At 47.6% G+C, this 15,418-nt stretch carries 10 protein-coding genes and 1 pseudogene; 7 read left to right on the top strand and 4 right to left on the bottom strand.

The genetic code is table 11. The features are described from left to right. Positions 1-78: 78 nt before the first annotated feature. Positions 79-372 (top strand): annotated as a pseudogene (locus QT996_RS04330) (ISKra4-like element ISMae18 family transposase); the annotation flags it as partial. Positions 373-557: 185 nt separating this feature from the next. On the opposite strand, the gene QT996_RS04335 reads toward QT996_RS04330, so the two are convergent. Continuing rightward, entirely contained in the window at positions 558-2,606 is a 2,049-nt protein-coding gene (locus QT996_RS04335) for a serine/threonine-protein kinase (protein WP_333044795.1), read from the bottom strand. A 428-nt stretch (positions 2,607-3,034) separates the two neighbouring features. Here QT996_RS04335 and msrP point away from each other — a divergent pair, with 428 nt between their 5' ends. Both msrP and QT996_RS04345 read left to right on the top strand, forming a co-directional pair. Beyond that, positions 3,035-4,018 (top strand): protein-methionine-sulfoxide reductase catalytic subunit MsrP, encoded by a 984-nt coding sequence (msrP, locus tag QT996_RS04340; protein ID WP_333044797.1) that lies wholly within the window; start codon positions 3,035-3,037, stop codon positions 4,016-4,018. 181 nt (positions 4,019-4,199) lie between these two features. Next, positions 4,200-4,865, top strand: coding sequence for a Uma2 family endonuclease (locus tag QT996_RS04345; RefSeq protein WP_333044798.1), 666 nt, complete (start codon positions 4,200-4,202; stop codon positions 4,863-4,865). Positions 4,866-4,966: 101 nt separating this feature from the next. Here QT996_RS04345 and miaA read toward each other — a convergent pair whose 3' ends face one another. After that, a complete protein-coding gene (gene miaA / locus QT996_RS04350; RefSeq protein ID WP_333044799.1) occupies positions 4,967-5,869 on the bottom strand; it encodes a tRNA (adenosine(37)-N6)-dimethylallyltransferase MiaA in 903 nt (300 codons plus the stop codon). 257 nt (positions 5,870-6,126) lie between these two features. Here miaA and gyrB point away from each other — a divergent pair, with 257 nt between their 5' ends. The 3 genes from gyrB to QT996_RS04365 all read left to right on the top strand — a co-directional run bounded on the left by gyrB (position 6,127) and on the right by QT996_RS04365 (position 9,308). Further along, a complete protein-coding gene (gene gyrB, locus QT996_RS04355) occupies positions 6,127-8,067 on the top strand; it encodes a DNA topoisomerase (ATP-hydrolyzing) subunit B (RefSeq protein ID WP_333044803.1) in 1,941 nt (646 codons plus the stop codon). Between the two features lie 234 nt (positions 8,068-8,301). Next, positions 8,302-9,018 carry a heme oxygenase (biliverdin-producing) gene (locus QT996_RS04360; protein ID WP_333044805.1) on the top strand — a complete coding sequence of 239 codons (717 nt, stop codon included), beginning with the start codon at positions 8,302-8,304 and terminating at the stop codon, positions 9,016-9,018. A 65-nt stretch (positions 9,019-9,083) separates the two neighbouring features. Next, the gene (locus QT996_RS04365; protein WP_333044806.1) at positions 9,084-9,308 is read left to right on the top strand and encodes a hypothetical protein; all 225 of its coding nucleotides are present in this window, start codon (positions 9,084-9,086) and stop codon (positions 9,306-9,308) included. Between the two features lie 99 nt (positions 9,309-9,407). On the opposite strand, the gene QT996_RS04370 is transcribed toward QT996_RS04365, so the two are convergent. Beyond that, positions 9,408-10,061: an S-layer homology domain-containing protein gene (locus tag QT996_RS04370; protein ID WP_333044808.1), complete on the bottom strand. Its 654-nt coding sequence runs from the start codon at positions 10,059-10,061 to the stop codon at positions 9,408-9,410. Positions 10,062-10,187: 126 nt separating this feature from the next. Continuing rightward, positions 10,188-13,754 carry a transcription-repair coupling factor gene (gene mfd, locus QT996_RS04375; RefSeq protein ID WP_333044810.1) on the bottom strand — a complete coding sequence of 1,189 codons (3,567 nt, stop codon included), beginning with the start codon at positions 13,752-13,754 and terminating at the stop codon, positions 10,188-10,190. A 289-nt stretch (positions 13,755-14,043) separates the two neighbouring features. Between mfd and QT996_RS04380 the strand changes: the two genes are divergently transcribed. Beyond that, positions 14,044-15,375 (top strand): hemolysin family protein, encoded by a 1,332-nt coding sequence (locus tag QT996_RS04380; protein ID WP_333044967.1) that lies wholly within the window; start codon positions 14,044-14,046, stop codon positions 15,373-15,375. The last annotated feature ends 43 nt before the right edge of the window (positions 15,376-15,418 follow it).

The following is a 15,418-nucleotide window of genomic DNA, read 5'->3' on the forward strand; positions in this document are numbered from 1 at the left end:
TGGGGAGCCCTTGTTCTTTGAGCCACCACCGAAAATTCCCTTGACAACGGGCTTTGAGCCTTAACTTGTCACCAATGACTGTGGCAAGGGTCAACAGTAGAAGCTATAGCCGAATTTGTAGGAGTGAGAGCTAAAGAAAGTAAAAATTTCCAGAATTATCTCCGAAAACATCAGTCAAGAATCCCAAGTTACCAGAATTATCACAATCAGGGTATTGATATTGGTTCGGGATCTGTAGAGTCTTTAATTAAACAGATTGGAGCAAGAATTAAGATTGTAGGTGCACAGTGGAAAGAAAAAAATGTGCCTCAACTTTTAAGACTAAGATGTGCGTATTTAAATAATGATATCAAAATGGGTAGGTATGCTTAGTTAAAAAGCGGGATGCTCCCGTAAACGACCCATATTTATCAATGCACTATTTTGTTATTCTGTCAATGCGTAAGTCCTATATATGAAGGTTGACTTAAGAAAAAGACAGCCACACCAGCTAATCAGAGTTTGTTGAGACTGTCCTTTCTTAAAAGTGTATATCTAACTCCGGGCGATCGCAAAAATCAAGGAGACAGTCGCCACACCTTAATCGTGTCGTCAAAACTGCCGCTGATCAGAGTTTTGTCCTGAGGATTAAAAGCCAATTCCACCCAAGTAGAATGACCCTTCAGCGTGCCGGCGATTTCACCCGAACTCATGTGCCACAGCTTGATAGTCCCGCTCAAATCGGCGCTAGCGAGCTTGTCTCCGTCTGGACTGAAAGCTAGAGACTGAATTCGATCGGCATGACCGTTAAAAATCACTTCACCCTCGGGTGCGGGCCCGTGTTCCTTGGTGATATCCCAAATCCTCACCGTATTGTCCCAGCCCCCACTGCCCAAAATTTTACCGTCAGGGCTGACAGTCAGAGCCGAAACAGCATCGGCATGACCCGTGAGAGTGGCTTGGAATTCCCCAGTCTTCCAATTCCACAGCTTGATAGTACCGTCGCCGTTGCCAGTAAAGAGAGTGTCTTTATAGGGACTGAAAGCCACCGAATGTACCTGGTCCAAAACCCCTTGGAGAGTTTCCAACTCGGCACCGTCTTCGACTTGCCACAGTTTCAAAGTATTGTCCTTACCGACACTGGCGAGGGCTTGGCCGTCTGGACTGAAAACCACCGAGAACACGCCGTCTGTGTGGCCGTCCAAAGTCCGAATTAACTTGCCCGAATAGAAATTCCACAATTTAATCGTACCGTCAGCGCTGCCGCTGGCGATCGTCCTGCCGTCGGGACTGACTGCCACCGACCACACCGGCCCCAAATGTCCTGCTAAAACCTTGAGCAGCTTGCCGTGACGCTTGTGCAGCAGATGAATTGTGCCATCGTTATTGCCGCTGACTATCACGCGGCCGTTGGGAGCGACTGCTACCGCCCAAACGGGGTTTTTGTCTTGATCCGCCAGAGTCCGCACTGCGGGCCCGGACTGGGACTCGCCACCACTGCTGAAATCCTGCATCGGGGGCGGATTGAACCGAATTTCGGGAATGCTAGAAACAGGCTCAGAAGAAGTGAAAGCCTGCGGTGCAGGAGATGGCAAGCGAACGCCCAGCACTACGGACAGCAGGGCAACCGTACTTGCTCCCCACATGGCCAAAGTCCACTTGGGTTTGCTGAGAATCACGTCTAGCGGTGCCGGGCCGTATTTCATGTCTGTGAGAATTGCCTCGGTCGATCGATAGCGTTTTGATGGTTCTCGCTGCACCATTTTATCCAGAATGCGGCCGAGTCGCGCCGAAACTGGTACTTTCAAATAATGTCTCCAGGCCCAACTGTCGGCTTTGATGTCAAACAAATCAAAGGGCGACATTCCCGTTAACAGGTGAATGCAAGTGAGGCCCAAACTGTAGATGTCGCTGCTCTTAATTGCTTGGCCTTTAATTTGTTCCGGGGCCGCGTATTCCGCAGAACCTGTCACCGTTTCTGTTTTGAGCGGGCCACTATTAGCCGGAATTGCCGCCCCGAAATCGACTAAAACTAGCCCCGAGGCACTTTCCTGAGACACTCCATGTAAATGCTCTTTTCCTGCCAAAGCTGGGGATGCTTGGGGAGTTTTGCGGTGAATAATATTGGACGGTTTGATATCTCCGTGAATCAGTTGATTTTCGTGAACAAATTGCAGGACTGGCAACAATTCGCTCAGCAGATACCAAATTTGAATTTCTTTAACAACACCTTTTTCTGAAAGCCCATCGGCTAAATTGCGGCCTTCGATGTATTCTTGCACTAAATACTGGCAGCCTTCGACTTCAAAAGATGCCAGCAGTTTGGGTATTTGGGGATGTTTCCCCACCTCGCCGAGAACTGAGGCTGAGCCGCGAAATGTCCGGTTTAGCTGTGTGCGACCGTCTGTGGCTGCTGCTGAGCCACAGAACTGTTGAATGACGCAGCGGGGTTGCGAAGGTTGGTCTTCATCGACTGCTAAGAAGGTGCGGCAAGTGAGACTTTGACCGAGGGTGTGAAAGACTCGGTAGCGGCCTTTTAGCAGCAAGTTCGACTCGCAACTTTTGCAGACTGTCGCGCGATCGAGATTTTGGGGATTCTGGCAATTGGGATTGGTGCAGTAACTCATTTGTCTTTCCGCTGGAGACCCCCGTCCGACATACTTGCGGGTGGGGGAGGAAAGCGGGGCGGTGCGTGCCGCTTCCTGTGGACAAATTCAATAATTGGAATCTTTGCTTTATGATAATTGTTTCCCAGATTTTCGCCACAATTGCACGCGGGTGATCGTGCGTAAATAATTGCTGACTTTCCTGCGAGCGAGGTTTAATAGGCAGATCAAGTGATCCGCCCGATTCGCTGTTACCGAATTACGTTATACTGTCATTGCGAATACTTTCAGGGCGATCGCAGCAAAGCAAAGCAATGGCGACGCATTGCCAAATATCCGCGATTATTTGTTCTATGGAGTCAATCTCAAATATCAAATATCAAATCGACTAACAGATTAAAACTTAGGCAACTTTCGCCCAACTAACTACTAACTTTTAACTATTACTTATGCCCTTAATTCGCGTTCCCAAATCTTGGGAAATTCTCGAACCTCAAATTACCCCAGAAACAGCCTTTCTCAACCGCCGCCGCTTCATGACAAATTTAATTGGCGCCGGCGTGACTGCTTCGCTGCTGCCGCTGACCGGCTGCCAAACCAATGCTAGCTCAAAAACTGCTCTAGAGCAAAGCTCAACCCAAGCATATTCGGGATTGATTCGGAATCCGGCCTTTGCAAAAGTCGATCGAGCGATTACCGACGAAGCCTTAGCTACAAAATACAACAATTTTTACGAATACGGCGGCACAAAATCTATTTGGCAAGCCGCTCAAGCTTTGCCAACAGAAAACTGGAAAGTAGAAGTAGGCGGTTTAGTAAAAAATCCCCGCACCTATGATATTGACGACCTCTACAAAAAATTTCCTATCGAAGAACGAGTTTATCGATTTCGCTGTGTAGAAGCCTGGGCGATGGTAGTTCCTTGGGTCGGATTTCCCATGAAATTACTGATGGCTGATGTCGAACCGCAATCGAGAGCTAAATTCGTTCGCTTCACCTCATTTTACGACCCCAAAATAACTCCCGGCCCCGGTTTGATGTCGCAATTTTATCCTTGGCCTTATACCGAAGGTCTGCGAATCGAGGAAATGGCCAATGATTTAGCATTTTTTGCCACAGGTTTGTACGGCCGGCAGCTACCAAAACAAAATGGTGCGCCGCTGCGGCAAGTGATTCCTTGGAAATACGGTTTTAAGGGCGCAAAGTCAATCGTAAAAATTGAATTTGTAGAACAACAGCCCGCCACTTTTTGGAATACAATCGGCCCCAACGAATACGCTTTTGAAGCAAATGTCGAACCCGACAAACCGCACCCCAGATGGTCGCAGGCCAGCGAACGGATAGTCGGCCCCGGTAACAGTTGGTCGTGGGAAACTCGCCCGACTTTGCCCTATAACGGTTACGGCGAATATGTAGCTAGTTTGTACAGTTAATTTACGGATTTCCTCTCGTTTCTAGGCTCTGCCTAGGAACGCATATCCGGAGGCTCTGCCTCCCTATTCCCGCGAGGCTCTGCCTCGGATTAGGCATTCCCAGGCAGAGCCTGAGAACGAGAAAAAAACCTCCTATTATCCTCTATAATAAAAATTGATGAAGCTACCAAGGAATTGTTAAATGGTAACAACAACATCAACTCCCATCGAGAAGCAAACTACCCCAGTAGAAAACCGAGTTATTTTAAAAGGTGTCAGTTGGTCAACTTTTAAAGCATTGCTGGCCGATGTTGGGGACGATAGAGCTTGGAGAATTGCTTACGATAAAGGAGTATTAGAAATCCGGATGCCGCATCTAGAACATGAAGTTCCGAAAGGACTGATAGAAAGCTTTATTGAAGCTACAGCAGATGAGCTAGAAATCGAAGTGATGAAAGCTGGTTCTCTGACTCTAGAACGGGAAGATTTAACTCGTGCTGTCGAACCTGATACTTGTTTCTACATTCAAAATGAAGCCAGCATCAGAGGTAAAAGAGACATCAACCTCCCAGAAGATTTGCCGCCTGATTTAGCAATAGAGTCGGATTACACGAATTCTTCAGTTAATAAAGATTCCATATATGCTGCTCTTGGTGTTCCCGAACTTTGGAGGTATCGGCGGGAATCTCTGCAAGTTTATCAACTTGTGGAGGGAAAATATGAAATGTGCGATCGCAGTTTAGCTTTTCCATTTTTACCTGTTGCAGAAATTCCGGGTTTCATCGAACAAAGCCGAACAGTCGGACAGCGTGCGGCTGTGCGTCTGTTTCGGCAAAGAATTAGAGAGATTTTGCCTAGTCAAAGTTAACGGAAAAATTAGACTTACTTTAGTTAAAAAACTAACCCACCAATTTAACTGACATCTGCGTTAATCTGGGGTTTAAAAAAAAATTGAATTTCCATCTGAAATCACTTGAGAAACTGCTGCACTCTCTGCCAAACTCGCTCCACGAAATCTGGCGTGCTAACATCAAACCATTCAATTTCAGGATACGCTCGAAACCAGGTGCGCTGTCTCTTCGCAAATTGCCGCGTGTGCAAAATTGTTAATTCTTTGGCTTCTTCAAGCTTAATGTCGCCAGCCAAATATTGTTTCATTTCCTGATAGCCCAGCGTGTTCAACAGTGGCAAGTCGCAGCCGTATTTTTTACACAAATATTCTACTTCAGCGATCCAACCCTGTTCTAGCATTTGTTCGGTGCGCTGTTTAATCCGATCGACCAAAACATCGATCGCGCAATCCAACCCAATTTGTAAAATAGGATAATTGGGAGGATTTTCGCCCTGCTGTTCGGAAATAGGGCGACCGGTGACATAAAATACTTCCAGTGCCCTCAAAGTTCTTACTGGGTCATTCAGGTGAATTTTCTCAGCGGCAGAGCGATCGACCTGCTGCAACATCGCGTAACATTGAGATTGTCCGAGTTCCGCAAGTTGCGATCGCAATTCGGGCATCGGCCCAACCCTCGGAATTTTTAAACCGCGCACGATCGATTTAATATATAAGCCCGTCCCTCCCACCAACAACAGTGAGGGAGACAAGGGAAAATCGACATCAGCAATTAATTTTTGAGCTTGCTGCTGGTACTCTGCTAGTGTCAGAGTTTCTGTCGGATCGCAGATGTCAATTAAGTAATGCGGTACACAAGTGCGATCGACCGCCGTCGGTTTTGCCGTTCCGATGTCAAATTCGCGGTACACTTGACGGGAGTCCGCACTCAGAATCGAGGATTGCAGTCGCCCCGCCAAAGCCAAAGCCACTCCCGACTTCCCCGTCGCCGTCGCCCCACAAATCGTAATTAATTTAGGCATAAGCTGTCGCACGTTTCCCTATAAAAACTCTCAAATCCTCTCCTCTCAATGCTTTCCCGTCTCTCCTACACTGATTCACCGCGCTACGCCTGGGGAGTCGCGAAGCAATCTCAAAACTATTCCCCTCCGTGCCCCCGATAAATTTCCCTTCAGAAAGCCCTAGCATCGCCTTTAACGGTTTTGTGCTATAATTTTAGAAGTTTTCCCATTTTAGAAGCTTTCGGGGCTTTAGGCCTCATTATTGGAGCTATTTTTGTATGACCAGCAGCTACAGCGCCGACCAGATTCAAGTTCTCGAAGGTCTCGAAGCAGTCCGTAAACGGCCGGGGATGTACATCGGTACCACCGGCCCGCGAGGACTCCACCATCTAGTTTACGAGGTTGTGGACAATTCCATTGATGAGGCGCTGGCTGGCCACTGCACTCACATCGAGATTGACATCAACGCCGACGGTTCCGTTACCGTGACAGACGACGGCCGGGGTATTCCCACCGGCATCGTTGCCAAGACTGGCAAATCGGGAATAGAAACAGTAATGACTGTACTCCACGCCGGCGGTAAATTTGGCGGTGGTGGGTACAAGGTTTCTGGAGGATTGCACGGTGTAGGTATTTCTGTTGTTAACGCGCTGTCCGAGTGGGTAGAAGTGACAGTTTGGCGCGACCAAAAAGAACATTTACAGCGCTACGAAAGAGGCAATCCAGTTACCGAACTTAATGCCAAGCCCCACAAAGGCACTCGCACCGGCACTTCAGTTTCTTTCTTGCCAGATACTCAAATATTTAGCACTGGTATTGAATTTGATTACACTATACTCGCTGGGCGCTTGCGAGAATTGGGTTATTTGAATGCTGGCGTTAGAATTACATTTAGCGACCACCGTTTGGAACTGCTCAAAAGTAACGAACCTCGGATCGAAACATATTGTTATGAGGGCGGAATCAAGGAATACATCGCCTACATGAACCGCGAAAAGCAGCCTCTGCACGAAGAAGTGATTTATGTGCAAGGCGAACGCAATAACGTGCAAATAGAAGTGGCTTTGCAGTGGTGCGTTGATGCTTTTAGCGACAATGTTCTCGGTTTTGCTAACAACATTCGGACGATCGACGGAGGCACGCACTTAGAAGGTTTGAAGGCTGTTTTGACGCGGACGATGAATTCGATCGCCCGCAAGCGCAACAAAATTAAAGAGAACGAACCTAACCTCGCCGGCGAAAACGTTCGCGAAGGTTTGACAGCAGTGATTTCGGTCAAAGTCCCAGATCCGGAATTTGAAGGCCAAACTAAAACTAAGCTAGGAAATACAGAAGTTCGGGGAATTGTCGATTCCTTGGTAGGCGAAGTATTGACCGAATATTTAGAGTTTCGCCCCCAGGTAGCTGACGCTATTTTGGAAAAAGCAATTCAGGCATTTAAGGCCGCTGAAGCCGCCCGTCGCGCCCGCGATTTAGTGCGCCGAAAATCCGTCTTAGAATCGTCTCCTTTGCCCGGTAAACTAGCAGACTGTAGTTCCAGAGACCCCGCCCTGTCTGAGATATACCTGGTGGAAGGGGATTCTGCAGGCGGATCAGCCAAACAAGGGCGCGATCGCCAATTCCAAGCAATCCTGCCTTTGCGCGGTAAAATTCTCAACATTGAGAAAACAGACGATGCCAAAATCTACAAGAATAATGAAATTCAGTCGTTAATTACAGCCCTGGGTTTGGGAATCAAAGGCGAAGAATTTGATCCGTCGCAATTGCGGTATCACCACATCGTAATTATGACTGACGCTGACGTAGATGGTGCTCACATCCGCACGCTGTTGCTGACTTTCTTCTACCGCTATCAGCGCGCACTTGTAGACCAAGGTTACATCTATATTGCTTGTCCTCCTCTCTATAAAGTGGAACGGGGACGCAATCATTACTACTGTTACAGCGATCGCGAAATGAACAATCTCGTCCGTAATGAATTTCCGGCGAATGCTAACTACACCATTCAGCGGTTCAAAGGTTTGGGTGAAATGATGCCGACACAGTTGTGGGATACAACGATGAACCCAGAAACTCGGACACTGAAACGGGTGGAGATTGAAGACGCTGCTGAGGCCGATCGCATCTTTACGATCTTAATGGGCGATCGTGTCGCCCCCCGCCGCGAATTCATCGAAACCTACGGCCCCAAACTCAACCTCCTCGACTTGGACATCTAAATTAGTCATTAGCTAACAGTCGATGACGAACGAGTAAGGACTAAACTTTTTCAGCAGTTTGAACCCTTGTGCCTCGGAAGGCACAAGGGTTTCTGCCGTTTGAGGCCGGTAGATTTTGTTATAAAAATTAATACAATCTCTCATCAAATCGATCTAAGGTAAATGCTTAGGTAATTTTTAGATTTTTGGCGCATCCATCAGCTACCACAAAAATAGAAGGTTGGACAATATAGCATGAGCATCAATTTAGCGACCAAATTGCGTGAGGGAACGAAAAAGTCCCACACAATGGCAGAAAACGTTGGTTTTGTCAAGTGTTTTTTAAAAGGCGTTGTAGAAAAAACTTCTTACCGGAAGTTAGTAGGAAACCTCTACTTTGTCTACTCGGCAATGGAAGAGGAAATGGAACGCCAAAAGCAGCACCCGGTTGTTTCAAAAATTAACTTTTCTGAGTTGAATCGCAAACAAAGCTTAGAGCAAGATTTATTTTACTACTACGGTGCGAATTGGCGGGAACAAGTAGCTCCGTCAGCCGCAGCTAAAGCTTATGTGCAGCGGATTCACGAGATTTCGGCGACAGGACCAGAACTGTTAGTAGCTCACTCTTACACTCGCTACCTTGGCGATTTATCCGGCGGACAAATCCTGAAGGGAATTGCCCAGCGCGGGATGAATCTTTCCGAGGGAGAAGGCACTGCTTTCTATGAATTCCAGGATATTCCTGATGAAAAAGAGTTCAAAGCTAACTACCGTCAGGCAATGAATGAACTGCCGATTGACGAAGCCACAGCAGAGCGAATTGTTGACGAAGCTAATGCAGCTTTTGGCATGAACATGAAGATGTTCATGGAGTTAGAAGGCAATTTGATTAAAGCAGTCGGTCAGATGCTTTTCAATACCCTGACTCGGAAGCGCGGCGGTGCCAGTACCGAATTGGCTACTGCTGATTGAGCCAACACTAATTGGCAATAGTTTGAGCCTCGTTTAAGAGGAAAAACTTAAATCCTGGGGGTTTGATGGCTGCTTTTACAGTCACCAAATCTCCGGGATTTTGCATGGTGGGCGATCGACTTTTTCTAGAAGAAGGAAGAAGGAAGAGGGAAGAAGGAAGAAGGAAGAGGGAAGAAGGAAGAAGGAAGAAGGAAGAAGGAAGAAGGAAGAGGGAAGAAGGAAGAAGGAAGAAGGAAGAGGGAATTAAGAACGTCGTAACCCTCAAGACGGTTCCCACAACTTACAACTAAGCTGGTGTGCATTTAATTTTCACAATCCTGTTTATTGAAACTCTTGTGGGGTGGGCATCCTGCCCGCCCAAAAAATTTAATTTAAATGCAGAACAACTATCACCGCCCCATGCCGCGATTAGGAGGCTCCTCGTTTGGGACAGGCAAAGAAGTGGGCCTTACTTGCCGCTCCAAATACTTGCTCAAAGCGTAAGCCATATCCCAGCGAGTCATCGGCTTCAAAGGATTAATCTTATTAGTTGCGAGATCGACATTAACAAACCCTTCATAAAGTGCAGTAGCCATAGACTTTCTAGCCCAACTAGGAATGTCGCCTGCATCTGGATACTTAGCTAAAATTTCGGAAATGCTGGGTTCGGGAAACTGAAAAACCCCGTAAGCTTGAGCAAAAATTGCCAAAGCTTCAGCGCGAGTCACCCTTTGATTTGGGAAAAACATTCCGTCGCGATATCCACTCATCGTTCCCGTTTTCAAAGCAGTTTGAATCGCACTGTAAGCCCAGTAACTCTTCGGTACGTCCGGCAATTCAATATCCTGTTTTTGAGCGGTTTTCCGGCGTTCCAAACTAAAAGTTTTCACTAAAATCATCGCCAAATCGGCGCGACTGACAAGGCCCTCAGCATTAAAATTGCCACTAGCATCTTTATTCATCAATCCTGCACTCACAACCCGATCGATCGGGTCAATTATTTGTTGAGATTGAACCGCCATTGGCACTCCTTGCACTAGCGCGATCGCCAAAAAAATACTCACTAACCTTTTCACGATTTTAATCCTTTCTGTCGCTAAAACAATCATGAAAACAGCAGTAATATTTTTTCCGGTTCTCTCGGTATTATTCTGTCGTTTCGGCGGTGCGCTAGATTTGGGGATTATATATTAAAATCCAACATTTGCTTCCGGCAAAGCGCCTTGCATTTTACCCAACCAATCAATCAAATTATCCAATTGCTTTTGGGCCGTCAAAACCGCCATACCTCGAATAGTAACCTTCCCCTTGCTGTAGACAAAACGAGAGCGCAAATGTTCCGGCAAATTAGCCTTGAGCAAATTCCAAGCAGGCTCTTCCATCGCAGTTTCCAAAACTATGTGCTGCTTATTCTCCGGTTTGATCCGAGAAAAACCAATTTTTTTAGCGATTTGTTTAAGTTCAACCACACGGATAAGTTGCTGGGCTGGAAGAGGAATTGGCCCATAACGATCGCACCAATCAGCCTGAATCTGCTGTAACTCTTCTGGGTTATTAGCAGAAGCGACAGACCGATAAGCGCTCATCTTTTGATCTAAATCTGCGATGTAATCGGCAGGAATAAACGCCGTCAAAGTGAGGTCAATTTGCGCGTCCTCCACTTTCGGAATTTCCTGACCCTTAATTTCCCGAATCGCCTCCTCTAACATTTCCGCATACAAATCAAAACCGATCGCCTCCATTTGACCAGATTGTTCAGTACCCAAAACATCACCCGAACCGCGAATTTCCATATCTCGGACAGCCAACTGATAGCCTGAACCCAACTGCGCGAACTCTTGAATTGCCCGCAACCTCTGCCTTGCAGCATCCGAAAGTTGGTTCTGCTTGGGATAAAACAGCCAAGCATGAGCTTGAATCCCCGCGCGTCCCACCCGTCCCCGCAACTGGTAAAGCTGACCCAAACCAAAGCGCTGCGCGTCTTCAATTAAAATAGTATTGACTCGCGGAATATCCAAACCCGACTCAATAATTGTCGTGCACACCAAAATATCGAAATCTGCCGCACTGAAAGTCAGCATGACCGATTCTAATTCCGAAGCATCCATTTGACCGTGGGCGATCGCAATTCTGGCAGACGGAACCATCTCCTGCAACTGAGCGGCCAACTCATCAATCCCCTCAATCCGCGGCACCACGTAAAAAACCTGACCGCCCCTGTCTAATTCTTGACGAATTGCCGATCGCACCACTTCCGGGTTATAGGGAGCCAAATGCGTCTGAATCGGGCGCCTGCTGGGAGGCGGAGTCGAAATCAAACTCATCTCGCGAATCCCCGACAGCGACATATACAAAGTCCGAGGAATCGGCGTTGCTGTCAAAGTCAAAACATCTACCTCTGTTTTGAGAGATTTAATCGCTTCCTTTTGCTTAACTCCAAACCGCTGTTCTTCATCCACCACCAACAAGCCCAAATCTCGAAATTTAATCGCCTTGCTCAAAACAGATTGAGTACCGACAATCACATCTAATTCCCCAGTTGCCAAACGCTTGTGAATTTCCCGGCGCTCGGTTTCAGTGCGAAAGCGATTGAGCAAACCAACTTCGATCGGATAAGGGGAAAAACGCTCCGAGAGCGTGTGATAGTGCTGTTGGGTCAAAATCGTCGTCGGCGCGAGCAAAGCCACCTGCTTGCCCGCCGTAACCGCCTTAAAAATCGCTCTCAGAGCAACTTCTGTCTTACCAAAACCGACATCACCGCAGACCAAGCGATCCATCGGGCGATCGCCCTCCATGTCGCGTTTCACATCTTGAGTTGCCTTCAATTGATCCGGCGTTGGCTGGTAAGGAAAAGAATCCTCTAACTCTTGTTGCCAAGGCATATCAGGAGGAAAAGCGTAACCTGTTTGTTTAGCTCTTTTAGCATAAAGATTCAGCAAATCCACTGCCAATTTCTTAACAGCTTTGCGAACCTTTGTTTTAGTTTTTTCCCAAGTTTGGCCTGTCAGCTTGTTTAGATCCGGTACTTTATCGCCTACAGTCCGAAACCTGGACAAAGCCCCCAATTGATCTGCCGCGACTCTCAGGGTACCGTCAGCGTATTGAATCAGCAAATATTCGCGAGTTTCCCGATCGATCGTCAAACGTTCCAACTTGATAAATTTGCCCACTCCATGCTGGCGGTGAACCACATAATCACCTGGGCTTAATTTATTCGGGTCTACTTGCTTAGAAGCAGCGCGGCGGCGCTTGCGGACGTAGCTAAAAGTAGCCAAAGAATGCTGACCGTAAAATTCCCGATCGGTAATTAAAACAATCCGAAAAGTCGGCAGAATAAACCCTTCCAATTCGGCCAGCCCGCTGTACTTCAAAGCCACGGGAATGTGCTGCAATTGCAACTTGTCGATCGCCAAATAATCGCGCGGATTCACCACAAACTGAGCCGGACAGTCGTGTTCCGAGAGCAGAGAAACCGATCGGCTGGGTTGAGCAGAAACCAGAAAAATGGTAAAACCCCGATCGCGCTCTTCCCTGAGCATTTGAGACAGCTTCGCAAATTGGTGAGGCATCACCGGCACAGGTCGAGAAGCCAAATTAATCGCAGACGGTAGCTGGTCGCCCTCCCCAGAGCTTTGAGATTTTTTAGTAGTAGAATCTTCTGCCAATTCTGAAAGTTCTAGCCGATGGAAAGCTGCGACATCTGCCATAGATTCAGCAAAAGTGCGGTGAATTTTCGGAACTTTCAAATTAGAAATTTGCAAATTTTCTGTTCCCGCCCCCGCAACTTCCGATTCCCGATTGCAATTATTCCACTGTTCCTGTGCATTCTCAAACCAGCGGTCGCTGTGAGCTTCGCACCCTTGCGGTTCGTCAACAACAACTAAAGTATTTTCTGGCAAATAATCCAACAAAGATGCGGGTTTTTCAAACGCTAAACCCAACAGTCGGCGGACAAATTTTTCTGCTTCATTTTCTGTGTCAACAGAGCCTAGGTGGTTGATTTCGTCAACCTTTTTTTCAGCTAAAACAGCTTTAATAATTGTGTTAAAATTAGTAGGAGTTAAAACTAACCGATCCACCTTATCGAGCGATCGCTGCGAAGACGGGTCAAACTCCCGAATTTGCTCCAAATCATCCCCAAACCACTCCAGCCGCACCGGCAACTCAGCCGCCACCGGAAATACATCGACAATATCGCCCCGGCGACTCCACTGACCCTCCATTTCCACCAGAGCTACCCGATCGTACCCCATCGAAACCAGTTGGCGATCGAGTATCTTCGAGTCTTGAACCGCACCTCGCTTCAGCGTCAGACAGTAGGGTTGAAAAGCAGCAGGTGGTGGCAAGTGAGACTGGAGAGCTCTTTCGGTAGCTACAATCGCGATCGGCTTCGACTGATTGGCGGTTTTTTCTTCCTTATCCACCAAATCCGCCAGCACCTGCATTTGCCCCCACGTCATTTCGTTCTCGTCGGAGTAAGATAGCTCGTAGGGCGAAGCCTCCGAAGTCGGGTAAAAATGTACGGTTTGCCAGCCCATCGCCTCTAAAGAGGCCACCCAACGGCCGGCTTCTTCTAAAGTAGCCGTTACTGCCAATAAGTTTCGCCCCTCTTGCTGGGCGAGGGCGGAAGCTACTAAACCTTTGGGCAAGCGGGCTATGCCGGACAGTTGCACGTAGCGATGGCGCTTGAGCTTGTTGAGGAGTTCTGTTGCTAGGGGCGATCGCCCCAGGGTACGAATTATTGAAGAGAAAGTCATGCGCTTTTAATTTTAATCCCCGATCGGCGAAGGCTCTTTCCCTTTGCCTGTTAAGGAGATTGTACGACAAACATCCATGATTGTGCCGATCTGCTGTTGACGCCTGGGAACTGAACTGGGGATAGATTTTTGCTCTAATATATCCAGGCTGCGATCGCGATCGAGCCCGGGACGTTAATCTAGTGACAGGTTTAGAAAAAATTTCGATTTTGCGATCGAGATTCGCAGCTTGCAGGCTTCTCCTTTAACCTGGCAGCGCACTTCGCCTTTACCACCGAAAATTTTAGAAATGTCCCCAAGTACCGACCTTCTGATTGTTCTCCTGCTGGTTTTCCTCAATGGCGTGTTTGTGATGTCAGAGATGGCCATCATCTCAGTACGGAAGGTGAGACTGCAACAGATGGCAAACCAGGGTTCAACGAATGCCCGCGTAGCTTTGGATCTGGCTAATGCCCCAAATCAGTTCTTGCCGACTGTTCAAATCGGGATTACGCTGCTGGCTATTCTGTCGGGCGCTTTCGGAGAAACGACCATTGCTAAAAGAGTAGAGCCTTTGTTGCGGCTGATTCCTGCCCTGGCGCCCTACTCTCACACGATCGCCTCAGTCATCGCAATTTTAACCATAACTTATCTGACCATAATTATTGGCGAACTCGTGCCGAAGCGGCTGGCCCTCAACAACCCTGAGCCGATCGCCTCAAGCGTCGCCATTCCCATGCGAATGCTCTCAAAAATAGGCGCTCCTGCGGTTTATGTTTTAAGTTATTCCACGGAATTAGTGCTGCGGATCATGGGGATTTTGCCCTCGACGGAACCGCAAGTCACAGAAGAAGAAATTAAAGTTTTAATAGAGCAAGGAACCGAAGCCGGCACTTTTGAAGAAGCCGAACAAGATATGGTGGAAAGAGTCTTTCGTTTGGGCGATCGGCGAGTCAGCGCCTTAATGACCCCGCGTCCCGATCTTACCTGGCTCGACCTCGACGACTCAGTAGAAGAAAACCGCCAAAAAATGCTCGGCAGCGGTCATTCTCGGTTTCCAGTGTGTCAGGGAGGGCTCGACAACGTTGTCGGTTTAGTACACGTTACTGATATGCTGTCTCGGACTTTAACTGGTCAACCCCTAGATTTAAGCGCTTCTTTACGACGACCGTTATTTGTACCGGAAAGCACGCGGGGTTTAAAAGTATTAGAACTTTTCAAACAATCTAGCAATCAAATTGCCTTGGTAGTAGACGAATACGGGGTAATTCAAGGATTGGTTACAGTCAACGACATTTTAGTGGAATTGGTGGGCGACTTTCCCTCGATTGAAGATGCTGACGAGCCGGAAGCCGTGCAGCGCGAAGACGGTTCTTGGCTGTTAGACGGAATGCTACCCGTCGAAGATTTTTTTGAGCTTTTTGGAATCGAAGAATTGTCAGCAGACCACAAAGGAAGTTACCACACAATGGGAGGTTTTGTAATTACTAATTTGGGCAAAATTCCCACAGCAGCCGAGCATTTTGAGTGGAATGGTTTGCGCGTGGAAGTAGTCGATATGGACGGTAACCGAGTTGATAAAATCTTGGTAATGCCGATCGACTCAGCGGGCGATCAAGCTAGAACCGAACCAAAAACCTAAAAACCGCCACCGTCAATTGTTCTCATCAGCCCAGATAAAAAGT

It is taken from the genome of Microcoleus sp. S13C4 (assembly GCF_036700865.1).
In the GTDB taxonomy this organism is placed as follows: domain Bacteria; phylum Cyanobacteriota; class Cyanobacteriia; order Cyanobacteriales; family Microcoleaceae; genus Microcoleus.

What these genes read in the sequence shown, in the direction of transcription:
- gyrB (WP_333044803.1), top strand. Translation starts at nt 6,127, where the DNA reads ATGACCAGCAGCTACAGCGCCGACCAGATTCAAGTTCTCGAAGGTCTC.
- mfd (WP_333044810.1), bottom strand. Translation starts at nt 13,754, where the DNA reads ATGACTTTCTCTTCAATAATTCGTACCCTGGGGCGATCGCCCCTAGCA.
- QT996_RS04345 (WP_333044798.1), top strand. Translation starts at nt 4,200, where the DNA reads ATGGTAACAACAACATCAACTCCCATCGAGAAGCAAACTACCCCAGTA.
- msrP (WP_333044797.1), top strand. Translation starts at nt 3,035, where the DNA reads ATGCCCTTAATTCGCGTTCCCAAATCTTGGGAAATTCTCGAACCTCAA.
- QT996_RS04365 (WP_333044806.1), top strand. Translation starts at nt 9,084, where the DNA reads ATGGCTGCTTTTACAGTCACCAAATCTCCGGGATTTTGCATGGTGGGC.
- QT996_RS04360 (WP_333044805.1), top strand. Translation starts at nt 8,302, where the DNA reads ATGAGCATCAATTTAGCGACCAAATTGCGTGAGGGAACGAAAAAGTCC.
- QT996_RS04380 (WP_333044967.1), top strand. Translation starts at nt 14,044, where the DNA reads ATGTCCCCAAGTACCGACCTTCTGATTGTTCTCCTGCTGGTTTTCCTC.
- miaA (WP_333044799.1), bottom strand. Translation starts at nt 5,869, where the DNA reads ATGCCTAAATTAATTACGATTTGTGGGGCGACGGCGACGGGGAAGTCG.
- QT996_RS04335 (WP_333044795.1), bottom strand. Translation starts at nt 2,606, where the DNA reads ATGAGTTACTGCACCAATCCCAATTGCCAGAATCCCCAAAATCTCGAT.